This window comes from Psychroserpens ponticola (assembly GCF_023556315.2).
Lineage (GTDB): Bacteria > Bacteroidota > Bacteroidia > Flavobacteriales > Flavobacteriaceae > Psychroserpens > Psychroserpens ponticola.
On sequence record NZ_CP116221.1, the window covers coordinates 2,113,509 to 2,127,111 of the forward strand.

Genomic DNA, 13,603 nt, shown 5'->3' on the forward strand with positions numbered 1-13,603 from the left:
TAATAAATCAATATTAAAATGAACACAATGATTAAATTTTTTAAAATGCTAACACTCGCCTTATTTCTAATGGCTTGTAATGATCAAAGTAAAAGCAAAACACATTCTTTAGATCAATCCATCTCTAAAATAGAGGTTTTAGACTTCCATTCTACACATAGATGTATGACATGTAATGCTATTGAAGCAAATACAAAACATACTTTAGACACCTATTTTTCAAATGAGATGAAAGCTGATAAAATCACTTTTCAAGTCATAAATGTAGATAAAGAGGAAAACGAGAAAATTGCTGAAAAATTTGAAGCTTCAGGAACCGCTTTGATTTTGAATGTGATAAAAAAGGGAAAAGAAACCAAAATAGATTTAACCGAATTTGCTTTTATGGAAGGTAACAACCAAGATACCTTTTCAAAAGAACTAAAATCTAAAATTGAAAAGGAGTTAAATACGCTTTAAATGGAGGTTTTACAATCGCTTTTAGAAAGTTATAATATTCCGATTTTATCAGCATTTATACTCGGACTAATGACAGCTATTAGCCCTTGTCCATTAGCAACTAATATAACTGCAACTGCATTTATTTCAAAAAACATTTCGAGTAAAAGACACGTGTTTTTAAGTGGTTTATTATATTCTGTTGGAAGAGGATTTAGCTATACTACTATTGGCTTGATATTATATTTTGGAGCAAGTAAATTTCATATTGCTCGATTTTTTAATCAGAATGGTGAAAAATATTTAGGGCCTTTATTAATAATTATAGGATTAATTATGCTAAATCTTATCAAGCTCAGTTTTTTGGGAAAGTCAAATTTTCAAGAAAAATTATCCGAAAAATTTAAGGATAAAGGTTTGCTAGGTTCCTTTTTAATTGGTGTTGTTTTCGCATTGGCTTTTTGTCCATACAGTGGCGCATTATTTTTTGGAATGCTAATCCCAATGACAATTACATCAGTTGATGGACTCTATTTACCAATAGTATTTGCGTTTGGAACAGGATTACCTGTCATTTTTTTTACCTATTTATTAGCTTTTACTGCAGGAAAAATAGGTGTATTTTACAATAGAATTACAAAAATTGAGAATGTAATGCGAACAATTGCAGGAATCGTTTTTATTCTAACTGGATTGTATTATGTTTTTATTTTTACTGGAATTATATAAATTTCATTCTGATTAATTAACTTTTACTAACTTAGTAATAGTAAACACCAACAATCATATACGAACAAGTTCACTGAGGTTTATGCGAATTATTTTACTTATCATTTTTGCTTTTGCAGTAACAAATTGCAACTCTAGAAAGCTACAATCATCACAAGAATTGAATGTGTTGTTTGTTGGAAATAGTCTTACGTATTTTCATGACATGCCACAAACACTTCAGTTGATGCTAGATGAAACCCATCCAAATATTAAGATTGACCAAATCACATGTCCTGGTCAATCATTACCAGGACATTTATCAAATATTATCACATCAAGAACAGAAAACAGCATCAGCACAAGAAAAAAAGAACCAGGAGAAACCACTGAGACCGAACATAAGATTACTGAAAAAAATTGGGATATTATTATTCTGCAAACAGGAACTGTGAGTGTTTTAATTCCTGAAAATCGTGATCTTAAACTAAATAAAGCCATTTCGGATATTAAAAAACTAGCTACTAATCCAGAATGTGAATTCATACTTTTCAATACTTGGCCTTCAAAAAAAGAGTATCCTAAACACTATTGCTATTCATCAAGTCGTATAGATGAATCAATTGATAAAGACGAATGTTGCTCGCCAACTATTCAAAATTTAGAACAAGAAATTAAACTAATAAATGAATCGTACGACTTAGTAGCTCAAGAACATGGTTTGATAAAATCTAATAACGGAACCAAATACTATGATGTATTAACCAAATATCTAGAAATAGAACTTTATGATGATGATATTCATCCTAATAAAAATGGTGCTTTTTTAAACGCTTGTGTTTTTTATCAATTACTTACAGGTAAAAAAGTGACTAAATTAAAATTCAATGGAGATATTGAACCAAATACTGCGGAATTATTAAAGAAAATTTCTGAGTAAACCGACTAATATCTTCTTACAATTAACGATTTACACGTGCAGTAGTATTTCCTTCTAATAGACCAATCACCTCTTCTACTGTAGCATAATTAACATCGCCTTCGTAGGTGTGCTTCAAAGCACATGCAGCATTTCCAAACTGCAACGATTTATAGTCATCATATTTTTGCAATCCATAAATTAGGCCTGCTGCAAATGCATCACCTGTACCAATTCGATCCACAATATGTGTTATTTCTAAGTCTTCGGTTTCCTTAAACTCTTTTCCATTCCACATTCTGGCTCTAATTTTATGCCAAGACGCATTGAGAGCTGTTCTGACCTTATCAAAAACTTTTTCAATAGAAGGAAACTCTTCCATTAACAATTTACTAGCTTCAATGAAGTCGTCATTGGAGTACTTAAAATCTGTACCAAGAACTTCATTCATTTCATTTACACCTCCAATAAATATGTTAGAATAGTTGAGTAATTCAATTAAAACTTTTTTAGGATCTTCTCCATATTTCCACAAACCACTTCTGTATGTAGGATCTGCAGAAATTGTCATTCCTTTCTTTCTAGCCAAAATTAAACCTTCTCTTAAGGTTTCATAACTCCCTCTGCATAAAGCTGGTGTAATGCCTGTCCAATGAAACCACTTTCCTTTTTTCAAGGCCTTTTCCCAATTTATCATTGAAGGCAAAATTTCTGAAAATGAAGAATGTGATCTATTATAAGAAATGGAACTGGGTCTCATTACTGCTCCAACTTCTAAAAAATACACACCTAATGGTCTTTTTGAATAGACGATTGAAGACGTACTAACACCAAATTTATTGATATAAGACACTGCTGTATCACCAATGAAATCATCAGAAACACAACTGACATGCTTTACATCTTCACCAAAATTAGCAATTGAGATACCAACATTCAATTCTGTACCTCCAAAATAAAATTCTAATAAATTAGATTGTATAAACTTTTTATTTCCTCTTGGAGATAAACGCATTAAGACTTCGCCAAAGGTGATGATTTGATTCATAAGTAAGACTTTAAATGAGAACTATAAATTTAAAAATAACAAATAATAAATGAATTTCAATAGGTATTTTTAATTTGGCATCTTAAATAAAAAGTCAATTACGTTTTCATATCATATTGCAGTAAAATTATAGCTCATGAAATTAAAAAGGAATAAATAAAGTCTAAGTGTTTTTCAATGAATGCTAAACCAATACTTAATGCCTTAAAATTTATGGTAAAGTCCAATATTTAAAGCCGATTGTTTAGCAACATTATTTCCAAAAAAAGCACTTGCATAACTAACAGTAACACCAAATGTTTCAGTGATTTCTCCAATACCTTTAAAGCCATAAGCACCATACTCCTGATCGTTAACATACAAACCTGTAAACGCATTCTCAATTGGTAACACGATATTTCCGTTTTCAAATGATTTTACGATATCAATAAATCCAACCAACCAAATTCGTTTGACAATTTTGTGTCCAACTTCTCCTCCTGCTTTAAAATTAGAACTGTAATCATTGGTTCTAAGATTGAACCCAATAAAACTTTGAATATACGTTTTCCCAAAACTTCGTCCAGCTAAAAAAAGCGGTGTAAATGTAAATGCATCATAACCTGTTCTAATTCCTGAATCAGAATCAAAAGTACCTGTATTTGCTTCTAAAGACAATTGACCTGAAAGCACCCAATTCTTTTTATAAAAATTATGTTTAACACCAATCTCTATATTCCCTAATGCTGATGTATTAAGATCTTCTGAACAATTGGCGCAGTTAGTTAATGGATTTACAAAACCATTGAAAGCTATTAATTTAAATGGAACATTGATTATCAAACTTGTTTTGTCTGAAAGACCATATTCACCATAAAATTGAATTGTATTATCTGTTAATTTACCAGGAATTTTATAATCAGGATCACCAAATAATGCATCATAATCTGATATTGTAGTAAATGAAACCTGAGTGTAGAACTTGCCTTTATTTTGAGTCCAAGGACTTTGTGAAAAAGCAGAAACACCAATAAATAAGAATAAAATTTTAATACAATTTTTCATGAGTTTAATTTTTATAAGCCTTTAGTTGTAAAAAATCATAAAAACTAACACATTGTTTTTTAGAACTACAATTCTATGTTCTGAATGTATTAAATAGCTTATAAATTAACACTACAAGGTTTCATAAAGCGTTGTTATAATTATTCCTTTACTATCTTTTAAACTAACTGATAATAATTGTTTTTCTTCTTTTATTTTAAAATTAAAAGGTGAAGCCAATAAATCTAAACCACTTTGTTTTTTTAGTCTAATACCTTGTCCAGAAATAATATCTTTATTAGGAATAAAATCGCCTTCTGGTATATGTTCAGTTAAAATAACATATTTATATTTTGATAACTTATTCACTATGCCTTGCACTTCAATATTTGATAAATGCTGAAGGACTTGTCGTAAAATGACACAATCTCCAGGCGGCAAATCATCAACAGCAATATTTATACAATGAAATTCTAAATTATCGTCAATAAACTTAACTTTATTATGCTCAATTAGGTCTTCAACAATATCAACAGCAAAATATTTCTTGCTATATTTTACTAATTCTTTTCCGACATTAAAATCACCACAGCCCAAATCACATACTACAAGAGGGTTTTTAAAAGATGTCAAAAATGAAGTTAAAACATCTAAATAAGGCTGAACTAATTTTGGATGATGTGATCCAATACCTGAATAAAAATTAGTTTCATTTTCTCCCCAAAGTTTCAATTTGTAAACTTGATCCATAGCTGCTTTAGTTGGCCATGGTGTCTTTTTTAAAATAGTATTATTCTTGTTGTTCTTCATAAATTCTTAAATACAAAATTAAAACAAAATCATTTATCAATTAGATGCCAATTAATAGCAAATACTGTTCTATTGGTATTCTTTTAGTAATTTAGTAGCAGTAATATACAAACCTTGACTAAATTATTTTAATGGACTTTGATATTCGAAAATTATCTCCTAACGAATCTAATTCTTATCGCGAATTAAGATTACAATGCCTAAAAAATTATCCAACAAATTTCACATCAAATTACGAAGATGAAAAAGCAAAAGAGAAATTATTCTTTCAACCTTTTATAGAACAAGCTAATTCAAATAATTTTGTAATTGGCGCATTTTATAATAACAATTTAATTGGCATTTCAGGCTTTCAAAGATATGAACGATTAAAAATTGATCACAGAGGAATTATCATCCAAGTGTATGTTAAACCTCAGTTTCAAGGCAAAAGTGTTGGCATAAATCTTATAAAATTCACTTTAAGTGAAGCATTTAAAATACAAGGTATTGAGCAAGTAGAAATCGATGTGATTGAAAGTAATACAAAAGCGGCCAAAGTATATGAAAAGATAGGCTTTGCAGAATATGGCATTCAGAAGCATTTTTTAAAAATTGAGAACAACTATTATGATCATAAAATGATGATGATTTTTAAAAACCAATATCTTGATTCACTAACTTAAATAAAACACATTTAATTTGAAAAAAGACTACATATTTAAATCTGAGAGACTCGGATTTCGCAATTGGAATAAAAATGACCTAAACGAATTTGCTGAAATAAATGCCGATTTAGAAGTTATGGAATACTTTCCAAATCCATTAACAACAAGCGAAACCTCAGAGTTCATTGACCGACTACAAAAACATTATGACAACAAAGGTTATAATTACTTTGCTACTGAACTTTTAGAAACTGGAGAATTAATTGGTTTTATTGGTTTAGCATATCAAGAATATCAAACAAAATTTACTCCTGCAACAGATATTGGCTGGCGATTAAAAAAGAGTGTATGGGGAAATGGATATGCAACTGAAGGTGCAAAAAAATGTCTAGAATTCGCCTTTAACACCCTAAATTTAGAAAAAATAATCTCAGTGTTTACAGAAAAAAACATCAAATCTGAACAGGTCATGAAAAAAATTGGCATGAAAAAAATTGGAACATTTAAGCATCCAAAACTAAAAAAACATCCAAAATTTGAAACATGTATTTGTTATGAAATACATAGAACTGATTGGCAAAAAATCACATAATCAATAGTAATATTTTCTTCTTCAAGTTCATCAACTTTTCATAATTTAGTTGCGAATTAAAATCAACATGTCAACATACGATTGCGTCATTCTTACTGAACAACGATATCTTAACGATTCAAAAACGGATGCCTATAAACATAACGTTTATTTTGAAGATCGCTTGGTTTATCATGCCTTAGAAGAACTCGGACTTAGAACTTTGCGTCTCGCTTGGGACGATATGTTTTTTGATTGGTCGACTACAAAATTAATATTATTTAGAACAACTTGGGATTATTTTGATCGTTTTGATGAGTTTTCAAAATGGTTGGAAACTGTTTCTAAACAAACTACTTTATTAAACTCTGAAGCAATTATTCGTTGGAATATTGATAAGCATTACCTTTTAGATTTACAAAAAAATGATATTCATATTGCCGAAAGTCATTTCATAGAACAAAACGCTCAAGTTACTTTATCTCAACTTCATCATATTTTAAATTGGAGAGACACTGTTTTAAAACCATGCATTTCTGGAGCTGCTAGACATACCTATAAATTAAATATTGAAAACTTAGAAGCTCATGAAAAAACCTTTCAAGAGTTGATTAAAAATGAAGCCATGATGTTGCAACCGTTTCAGCATAATATCGTTAGTAAAGGAGAAATCTCTATGATGGTTTTTAACGGACAATTTACACACGCGATTCTTAAAAAAGCAAAAACTGGAGATTTTAGAGTGCAAGATGATTTTGGAGGTAGTGTGCAGGACTACACTCCTACTGATGAAGAAATTAAATTTGCTGAAACTTGTGTAAAAGCCTGTATTGAATTACCTATCTATGCTAGAGTTGATATCTTTGAAGATAATAATGAACATATTGCACTTTCAGAATTGGAACTTATAGAACCAGAATTATGGTTTAGACACCATCCTGAAGCAGCTAAACTGCTTGCCAAAGCTATTAAAGACAAATTAGCTCATGAAAATTAAACGCATTTTAAAAATTATTGGTGGAATCGTAGTATTCTTCACCTTACCTACGTTGCTCTTATTCACATTTATGTATTTCAAATACAATGAAGAATTGCCAACTGGAACACAAGGACAAGCTGCAGATCTTTTAGCAACAAGAATGCTTAATGTCTTAAATCATGATGCATATAAAGCCACAGATTTTATTGAATTCACCTTTAAAAACCGTCATCATTTTAAATGGAATAAAACTAAAAACACTTGTGAAGTCTACTGGAAAAACATTAAAGTAGATCTAGATCTGGTAAATCATGACAACTCAAATGTCTTTATTAATGAATTAGAATACAAACAACCAGATGCTCATGATTACATTCATAAAGCTGAAGGTTATTTCAATAATGACACCTTTTGGTTGGTTGCGCCTTACAAGGTTTTTGATGAAGGTGTAACACGCAAACTTGTAAAAACTGAAAGCAATAGAGACGCACTTTTAGTCACCTATAATTCTGGTGGCTCAACTCCAGGTGATTCGTATTTATGGCATTTTGATGATTCTGGAAAACCAAAAAGTTTTCAATTATGGGTCGATATTTTACCCATTAATGGATTAGAAGCCTCTTGGACAGATTGGACTACTACTGAAACTGAAGCCCAATTACCTACGTTTCATAACCTATTGTTTTTAGGATTGGAAATTGAGAATATAAAAACGACTAGTATCAAATAAAAACAATACAAGCCCTTCCCATTTAGAGGAAGAGCTCTAAATGATTATTCTTGTACTTTAGTATACTCCAAAACGATATCTTCTTCTTGATAAAAATAATTCGTTCCATCAAACATTTCAATTTCAAAGGTATCTCTCAAAGTGACGATTAATGTGTTTTCAAATATATAACCTTCTAAATCAGTACTTCCATTTTCAACGGTAACTAAATTCCCTTCTTTAATCCAAGACGATTCTTGATCTAGGCCATCTAAACATTCATAAACATGCTCATAATCTGTAGAACTAGTAACATCTACCGAAATATTAGTTAATGCTGATACTATATTTACAGATCCATCAGCTCTAAAATTTATAAAATCATCTAAATAGCAAGGTGTTTCTTCAAATAGATTTCTACTATAAACTCCATCATTATTAAAATCAAATGAGCTCTCAACTGCTAAAGCTGTAAGTTTCCAAACGCCTTCAATCGTAACAACATCACCAACTTTACCATCATCTTTACTATCATCAGAAGAACAAGAGGACATATTAAATAGAAATAGGGCTAAAAATAATTTAAAAATAACTTTCATGGTTTTAAGGTTTTGTGATTATAATTAATCATCGAAAACATCTTAAAATGTCATCAAAATATCTATTATTTATCTTTATTTTTCTCCTCAATCCATTTACTCATAAACTTAGTGCTTTGCAAATTGTGATGCTGAAGCATTTGACCAATAAAATTTTCTCTTCGATGTGTTATTAAAACAGACTTTAAATCGTGTATCAATTGAATAAAATTTGCTTGAAACTCTGAACGTTGAAAACGTGTATTAATCACTTTAAAACCATGTTCTTGAGTTTGGTTCCAAATGCTTTCGTTAGTGTGTAAAGCAATCGCCGAATTCACAAATTCGGTTTCGTTATCTGTAATGAATCCGTTAGCTTCATGGTTTCCAAACATGCCTTCCGCAGCAATAGAGCTCATAACACAAGGGGTTCCGCTTTGCATAGCATCAATTAATTTACCTTTTAATCCTGCTCCAAATTGCAAAGGTGCCAAACATACTTTCGCTTTTTGTATCACTTCAGAAACAATTTCAGTATAACCTTTAATTAAAAACCCATGCTTTTCATTATGCAATTGTGTGACTTTTTGAGATGCATAGGCTCCATAAATATGCAATTCAGCATTTGGTAATTGTTGACGTATTGCTGGCCAAATATGCTCTTTTAAATACACTACTGACTGATAGTTTGGTGGATGCAAAAAATTACCTATTGTAACAAAATGATCTCGTTCTTTAAACTCAGGAAAACCAAGTTTAGCTACCTCAGATAATGGATCTAATAAAAACGGCAAATAATGTAATAGTGAATCGTTAACTTTAAAAACTTGAGTTAATAGATCTATTTCAGCTTCAGATATAATTAAGCTTAAATCGCATCTGTAAATACTAGCGATTTCACGTTTCGCGACATCATTAAACACATAAGAAGTGTCAAATGTGTTCTGATCTTTAAAAGCTTGTTGTCTTCCTTTTCGCAGGCAATGCAAATCTTCTGTATCCAGAATACGTAATGCTTCAGGACAATGTTCAGATACTCTCCAACCATATTGTTCTTCGGTCATAAAACGATCAAACAGTACAATATCTGGTTGAATTTTTAAAATAAATTCATCAAAACTAGAATGATTGAGTTCAATGCTAACTTGGTCAATTCCAAAAGAGGTTAAATCAAAAGCATTTGTTGTTTTAGCACAAGCACTGGCAAATGTGATAGAATATCCTTCAGATTTAAAACAGGAAATTAACTGCATCATTCTGCTTCCAGCTGCAGAACTATTGGGTTCTGGCCAAACAAAACCTATAATAAGAAGTTGCTTTTGCACAGAATTATGTACCAAGATTAGTCATTAGAAAGTTCAGCAGCATAAGTCGCTCTGACACCTTTTGCCCAATCATTTACGGCTTTAATTTGAGCATCAGTTAATTTAGCTTCAGAATGTGTCCAAGTATAAGAGTCTAATGGCATGACTTTATCTTCAACCATTTCAATTAATTCGTCAAGTTTGTGGTCTTTCTTTTTAACAGAATACTCATCCCATTTAGACACATCAAAATGACCTTTTCCATGTTTAATATGATCTGCTAGCCAATAATTTACTGGTGTGATGTTGTTATACCAAGGATAACGAGTTACACTACTATGACAATCAAAACAGCTTTCCTTTAAAATACCTTTTACCTCTGTAGAAGGTTTTGTTTCATTCAAAAATGATTCTATGGAAGCATAATCTCCTTCATTTTTATCTGGCCCGAAGAATTGTGCAATAATAAATAGTACAAGTAAAGCTAAAAGTATCTTTTTTATAAGTTTCATTTTGATTATTTTTGTAGTGCTTAAAAGTACAAAAAAAGGTTTGACCACAGAACAACTTTACAACGAATTAAATTACGTCAACCATTCGCGAGAAAAAAGGCTCCACTATGCTAATTTAGTGATTTCGCAACCTAACCTTATTCCTAAATTACTGACTATTTTATTTACTGTTGACGATAAAATATCGTGTCGTGCTGCTTGGGTATTTGAGTTTATGTGTGGTGAAAATTTAGAAGCAATTATTCCTTATTTAGACAGATTTACTCAAAACATACATAAAGTTCATTTAGATTCAGCTGTAAGACCAGTAGCAAAAGTTTGTGAGTACTTAGTAACAGCTAATTACGCAAAAACAAATAATGCAATTAAAACAGCTTTAAATTCTGACCATAAAGAAAAAATTGTGGAAGCTTGTTTTGACTGGATGATTAATGACGAAAAAATAGCACCAAAAGCCTATTCAATGAACGTTTTGTATTTGTTAGGAAAGGATATTGATTGGATTCACCCAGAATTAGTCATGATTTTAGAAAGAGATTATCAAATGCAGAGTTCAGGTTTTAAAGCAAGAGCAAGACATATTTTAAAAAAAATAAAAGTATAGATTATTACGTAAAAAAATCACATGCTTATAATCAAATACAATAACAGTTTTGTCATTCAGAATGAAGTGAAATAAAGAGCCTATTAATAATTAATGAAATTCCTCGGAATAGCAAATGATACAGAATCAAAGAAAATAGAATGAAAAAAGACAATAAAAGGGTTATTTACTGGCTATTAACAGGCTGTGTTTTGATTTTCATTATGGTGATTGTTGGAGGAATAACCAGATTAACACATTCTGGATTATCAATCTCGAACTACAAATTGATTTCCGGAACCCTTCCTCCTATGAATGACGTTGAATGGCAAGACGCTTTTGATTTGTATAAACAATATCCAGAGTACCAAAAACTGAATACGCATTTCGATCTTCAAGATTTTAAAGACATTTACTTCTGGGAATGGATACATCGAGTTATAGGTCGATTTATTGGAATGGTCTTTTTAATTCCGTTTTTATACTTCGTTATAAAAAATCAACTCTCAAAAGCTACAATTAAAAAAGCAATAATGCTTCTGGTTTTAGGTGGCTTTCAAGGTTTTTTAGGTTGGTATATGGTAAAAAGTGGTTTGGTTGACAATCCAGATGTGAGCCATTATAGATTATCAATGCATTTAACAACTGCCTTCATTACTTTTGCTTATACATTTTGGGTGGCTTTAGATTTAATGTTTCCAATCAAAAAAGAGATTGACGAAGGTGTTAGAAACATCATAAGGATTGGTTTAGGCATACTCATCCTTCAAATAATTTATGGTGCTTTTGTGGCTGGTTTAGATGCTGGATTCATACACAACCATTGGCCAATGATGAGCGAAGGAAAATTCATGCACGAAACGGTTTATATAGAACAAAGTCCATTATATAAGAATTTTATTGAAGGTAAAAGCGGTGTTCAATTTGTACATAGAACTTTAGCCTATATTGTAGTCGCAATGATTTTATTCATATGGTATAGAGCAAAACAATTAATTCTTTCCAGCAACCAATTATATGGTATTAATGCCTTACTAATTATGGTTGGAATTCAGTTTTTACTAGGTGTATTAACCATAATTTATGCGGTTCCAGTTTGGTTAGGCGTAGTTCATCAAATTGGCGCATTTTTATTACTAACTGCAATGACATTTACTTTGCATCGTTTCAGTAAATAATTTACTTTTGCAACATGATATACAGATTTAGAGCCATACTAGATAACGATACTAAAGAAGATATTTTTCGTGATATAGAAATTCGCGAAACAGATTCTCTTGAAGATTTACATAATGCCATTACACAATCGTTTGGTTTTGATGGTTTACAAATGGCGTCTTTTTATATCAGTAATGAAGAATGGGATCAAGGTGAAGAAATCTCAATGTTTGATGTTAGTGAAGGACATTCATCAGTTCGATTAATGAGTGAAACTAATCTAAACCAAGTGGTGAGTAAGTCGCAAACAAAACTCATATACGTTTACGATTTTATGAGTATGTGGACATTTTTAGTAGAACTTGCTGATATCGTTGAAGAAGTTGAAGCTAGTGATTATCCGAATCTTATGTTTGCTTTTGGAGAAATTCCTGATTCTGCTCCTGAAAAAACCTTTGAAGCAGAAAACTTTGATGACCTTGATGATGAATTTGGTGATGATCTTGATCTTGATGATTATGAAGATTTAGACTTTGACGAAAACTGGAATTAAAAACTTCAGCAATCAAAATATTTATTTAAGACGACATTGTAACAAAACATTCACAGTGTCGTCTTACTTTTATAATCAACCTTTACTGAAGCTTTTCAGTAAAAAAAATCAATCAAATTTGGAAGCTATACTAACCATTAACAATCTTACCAAAAAATTTGGTTACCTCACTGCTGTCAAAAATTTATCTTTTACGATTAATAAAGGCAACGTTTATGGCATTTTAGGGCCAAACGGAAGTGGAAAATCAACAACGCTTGGCATCGTTTTAAACGTCGTCAATAAAACTGAAGGAAATTTTCATTGGTTTGATGGAAACGTATCTACTCATAACGCTTTAAAAAAAGTTGGTGCTATCATTGAGCGCCCAAATTTTTATCCATACATGACTGCAGAACAAAATTTAAAATTGGTTTGCAGAATTAAAGATGTTGGTCAAAGTAAAATAAATGAAAAATTAGAGGTTGTTGGCTTATTAGATAGAAAAGACCACAAATTCAAAACCTATTCTTTAGGAATGAAACAACGTTTAGCTATTGCTTCTGCATTGCTTAACGATCCAGAAATTTTAATTCTTGATGAACCAACAAATGGGCTTGATCCTCAAGGGATTCATCAAATTAGAGCGATTATAAAAGAAATAGCCAGCAAAGGCACAACTATACTTTTAGCCTCTCACCTTTTAGATGAAGTTGAAAAAGTATGCTCTCATGTTGTCGTATTACGAAAAGGCGAAAAATTATATTCAGGTCGTGTTGACGAAATGATCTCTAGTCATGGCTTTTTTGAATTGAAAGCTGAAAAGCATAACGAATTGGTTACTTTTCTTGAAAACAATTCCTCTTTCGGAACTGTGAAAATTGAAGACCAACTGATCACAGCGTTTTTAAATGAACCAATGGATTCACCAGCGTTTAACAAACTTATGTTTGAAAAAGACATTGTGCTATCTCATTTAGTAAAACGTAAAGAAAGTTTAGAAGAACAGTTTTTACAGCTTACTGATAACAATAACTAAAAACTTGTCCTGAGCGCAGTCGAAGGGTCAATCAATCAAAATAAA

At 30.9% G+C, this 13,603-nt stretch carries 17 protein-coding genes; 11 read left to right on the forward strand and 6 right to left on the reverse strand.

Annotated elements, in window-relative coordinates; all coding sequences use genetic code 11:
- Nucleotides 1-27: 27 nt before the first annotated feature.
- From MUN68_RS09600 to MUN68_RS09610, 3 genes are all read left to right on the forward strand, one after another.
- Nucleotides 28-459: a nitrophenyl compound nitroreductase subunit ArsF family protein gene (locus MUN68_RS09600; protein WP_249997087.1), complete on the forward strand. Its 432-nt coding sequence runs from the start codon at nucleotides 28-30 to the stop codon at nucleotides 457-459.
- The gene (locus tag MUN68_RS09605; RefSeq protein WP_249997088.1) at nucleotides 460-1,167 is read left to right on the forward strand and encodes an aromatic aminobenezylarsenical efflux permease ArsG family transporter; all 708 of its coding nucleotides are present in this window, start codon (nucleotides 460-462) and stop codon (nucleotides 1,165-1,167) included.
- Nucleotides 1,168-1,249: 82 nt separating this feature from the next.
- Nucleotides 1,250-2,086 (forward strand): DUF4886 domain-containing protein, encoded by an 837-nt coding sequence (locus tag MUN68_RS09610; RefSeq protein WP_249997089.1) that lies wholly within the window; start codon nucleotides 1,250-1,252, stop codon nucleotides 2,084-2,086.
- A 22-nt stretch (nucleotides 2,087-2,108) separates the two neighbouring features.
- Here MUN68_RS09610 and MUN68_RS09615 read toward each other — a convergent pair whose 3' ends face one another.
- From MUN68_RS09615 to MUN68_RS09625, 3 genes are all read right to left on the reverse strand, one after another.
- On the reverse strand, nucleotides 2,109-3,113 hold the full coding sequence (locus MUN68_RS09615; RefSeq protein WP_249997090.1) for a sugar kinase: 1,005 nt from the start codon (nucleotides 3,111-3,113) through the stop codon (nucleotides 2,109-2,111).
- Between the two features lie 204 nt (nucleotides 3,114-3,317).
- Nucleotides 3,318-4,157, reverse strand: a complete 840-nt coding sequence (locus MUN68_RS09620) for a hypothetical protein (RefSeq protein WP_249997091.1) — start codon at nucleotides 4,155-4,157, stop codon at nucleotides 3,318-3,320.
- Between the two features lie 111 nt (nucleotides 4,158-4,268).
- The gene (locus MUN68_RS09625; protein WP_249997092.1) at nucleotides 4,269-4,946 is read right to left on the reverse strand and encodes a class I SAM-dependent methyltransferase; all 678 of its coding nucleotides are present in this window, start codon (nucleotides 4,944-4,946) and stop codon (nucleotides 4,269-4,271) included.
- A gap of 131 nt (nucleotides 4,947-5,077) precedes the next feature.
- On the opposite strand from MUN68_RS09625, the gene MUN68_RS09630 reads away from it, so the two are divergent.
- The 4 genes from MUN68_RS09630 (at nucleotide 5,078) to MUN68_RS09645 (ending at nucleotide 7,873) form a co-directional block, all read left to right on the forward strand.
- On the forward strand, nucleotides 5,078-5,611 hold the full coding sequence (locus tag MUN68_RS09630) for a GNAT family N-acetyltransferase (RefSeq protein WP_249997093.1): 534 nt from the start codon (nucleotides 5,078-5,080) through the stop codon (nucleotides 5,609-5,611).
- 16 nt (nucleotides 5,612-5,627) lie between these two features.
- Nucleotides 5,628-6,185, forward strand: a complete 558-nt coding sequence (locus tag MUN68_RS09635) for a GNAT family N-acetyltransferase (protein ID WP_249997094.1) — start codon at nucleotides 5,628-5,630, stop codon at nucleotides 6,183-6,185.
- 67 nt (nucleotides 6,186-6,252) lie between these two features.
- On the forward strand, nucleotides 6,253-7,161 hold the full coding sequence (locus MUN68_RS09640) for an ATP-grasp domain-containing protein (protein WP_249997095.1): 909 nt from the start codon (nucleotides 6,253-6,255) through the stop codon (nucleotides 7,159-7,161).
- Nucleotides 7,151-7,873 carry a hypothetical protein gene (locus tag MUN68_RS09645; protein ID WP_249997097.1) on the forward strand — a complete coding sequence of 241 codons (723 nt, stop codon included), beginning with the start codon at nucleotides 7,151-7,153 and terminating at the stop codon, nucleotides 7,871-7,873. Before MUN68_RS09640 ends, MUN68_RS09645 begins: the two co-directional genes overlap by 11 nt.
- A 44-nt stretch (nucleotides 7,874-7,917) precedes the next feature.
- On the opposite strand, the gene MUN68_RS09650 is transcribed toward MUN68_RS09645, so the two are convergent.
- The 3 genes from MUN68_RS09650 to MUN68_RS09660 all read right to left on the reverse strand — a co-directional run bounded on the left by MUN68_RS09650 (nucleotide 7,918) and on the right by MUN68_RS09660 (nucleotide 10,246).
- The gene (locus MUN68_RS09650; RefSeq protein WP_249997098.1) at nucleotides 7,918-8,451 is read right to left on the reverse strand and encodes a hypothetical protein; all 534 of its coding nucleotides are present in this window, start codon (nucleotides 8,449-8,451) and stop codon (nucleotides 7,918-7,920) included.
- 65 nt (nucleotides 8,452-8,516) lie between these two features.
- Nucleotides 8,517-9,755, reverse strand: a complete 1,239-nt coding sequence (locus MUN68_RS09655) for a glycosyltransferase (protein WP_249997099.1) — start codon at nucleotides 9,753-9,755, stop codon at nucleotides 8,517-8,519.
- A 17-nt stretch (nucleotides 9,756-9,772) separates the two neighbouring features.
- On the reverse strand, nucleotides 9,773-10,246 hold the full coding sequence (locus tag MUN68_RS09660) for a heme-binding domain-containing protein (RefSeq protein ID WP_249997100.1): 474 nt from the start codon (nucleotides 10,244-10,246) through the stop codon (nucleotides 9,773-9,775).
- Between the two features lie 40 nt (nucleotides 10,247-10,286).
- Between MUN68_RS09660 and MUN68_RS09665 the strand changes: the two genes are divergently transcribed.
- The 4 genes from MUN68_RS09665 to MUN68_RS09680 all read left to right on the forward strand — a co-directional run bounded on the left by MUN68_RS09665 (nucleotide 10,287) and on the right by MUN68_RS09680 (nucleotide 13,558).
- The gene (locus MUN68_RS09665) at nucleotides 10,287-10,850 is read left to right on the forward strand and encodes an adenylosuccinate lyase (RefSeq protein ID WP_249997101.1); all 564 of its coding nucleotides are present in this window, start codon (nucleotides 10,287-10,289) and stop codon (nucleotides 10,848-10,850) included.
- A 140-nt stretch (nucleotides 10,851-10,990) separates the two neighbouring features.
- Entirely contained in the window at nucleotides 10,991-12,007 is a 1,017-nt protein-coding gene (locus tag MUN68_RS09670; RefSeq protein WP_249997102.1) for a COX15/CtaA family protein, read from the forward strand.
- Between the two features lie 14 nt (nucleotides 12,008-12,021).
- Nucleotides 12,022-12,540 carry a plasmid pRiA4b ORF-3 family protein gene (locus MUN68_RS09675; RefSeq protein ID WP_249997104.1) on the forward strand — a complete coding sequence of 173 codons (519 nt, stop codon included), beginning with the start codon at nucleotides 12,022-12,024 and terminating at the stop codon, nucleotides 12,538-12,540.
- Between the two features lie 118 nt (nucleotides 12,541-12,658).
- Nucleotides 12,659-13,558, forward strand: coding sequence for an ABC transporter ATP-binding protein (locus tag MUN68_RS09680; protein ID WP_249997105.1), 900 nt, complete (start codon nucleotides 12,659-12,661; stop codon nucleotides 13,556-13,558).
- Nucleotides 13,559-13,603: the final 45 nt, after the last annotated feature.

What these genes read in the sequence shown, in the direction of transcription:
- MUN68_RS09600 (WP_249997087.1), top strand. Translation starts at nt 28, where the DNA reads ATGATTAAATTTTTTAAAATGCTAACACTCGCCTTATTTCTAATGGCT.
- MUN68_RS09605 (WP_249997088.1), top strand. Translation starts at nt 460, where the DNA reads ATGGAGGTTTTACAATCGCTTTTAGAAAGTTATAATATTCCGATTTTA.
- MUN68_RS09610 (WP_249997089.1), top strand. Translation starts at nt 1,250, where the DNA reads ATGCGAATTATTTTACTTATCATTTTTGCTTTTGCAGTAACAAATTGC.
- MUN68_RS09615 (WP_249997090.1), bottom strand. Translation starts at nt 3,113, where the DNA reads ATGAATCAAATCATCACCTTTGGCGAAGTCTTAATGCGTTTATCTCCA.
- MUN68_RS09620 (WP_249997091.1), bottom strand. Translation starts at nt 4,157, where the DNA reads ATGAAAAATTGTATTAAAATTTTATTCTTATTTATTGGTGTTTCTGCT.
- MUN68_RS09625 (WP_249997092.1), bottom strand. Translation starts at nt 4,946, where the DNA reads ATGAAGAACAACAAGAATAATACTATTTTAAAAAAGACACCATGGCCA.
- MUN68_RS09630 (WP_249997093.1), top strand. Translation starts at nt 5,078, where the DNA reads ATGGACTTTGATATTCGAAAATTATCTCCTAACGAATCTAATTCTTAT.
- MUN68_RS09640 (WP_249997095.1), top strand. Translation starts at nt 6,253, where the DNA reads ATGTCAACATACGATTGCGTCATTCTTACTGAACAACGATATCTTAAC.
- MUN68_RS09645 (WP_249997097.1), top strand. Translation starts at nt 7,151, where the DNA reads ATGAAAATTAAACGCATTTTAAAAATTATTGGTGGAATCGTAGTATTC.
- MUN68_RS09650 (WP_249997098.1), bottom strand. Translation starts at nt 8,451, where the DNA reads ATGAAAGTTATTTTTAAATTATTTTTAGCCCTATTTCTATTTAATATG.
- MUN68_RS09660 (WP_249997100.1), bottom strand. Translation starts at nt 10,246, where the DNA reads ATGAAACTTATAAAAAAGATACTTTTAGCTTTACTTGTACTATTTATT.
- MUN68_RS09670 (WP_249997102.1), top strand. Translation starts at nt 10,991, where the DNA reads ATGAAAAAAGACAATAAAAGGGTTATTTACTGGCTATTAACAGGCTGT.
- MUN68_RS09675 (WP_249997104.1), top strand. Translation starts at nt 12,022, where the DNA reads ATGATATACAGATTTAGAGCCATACTAGATAACGATACTAAAGAAGAT.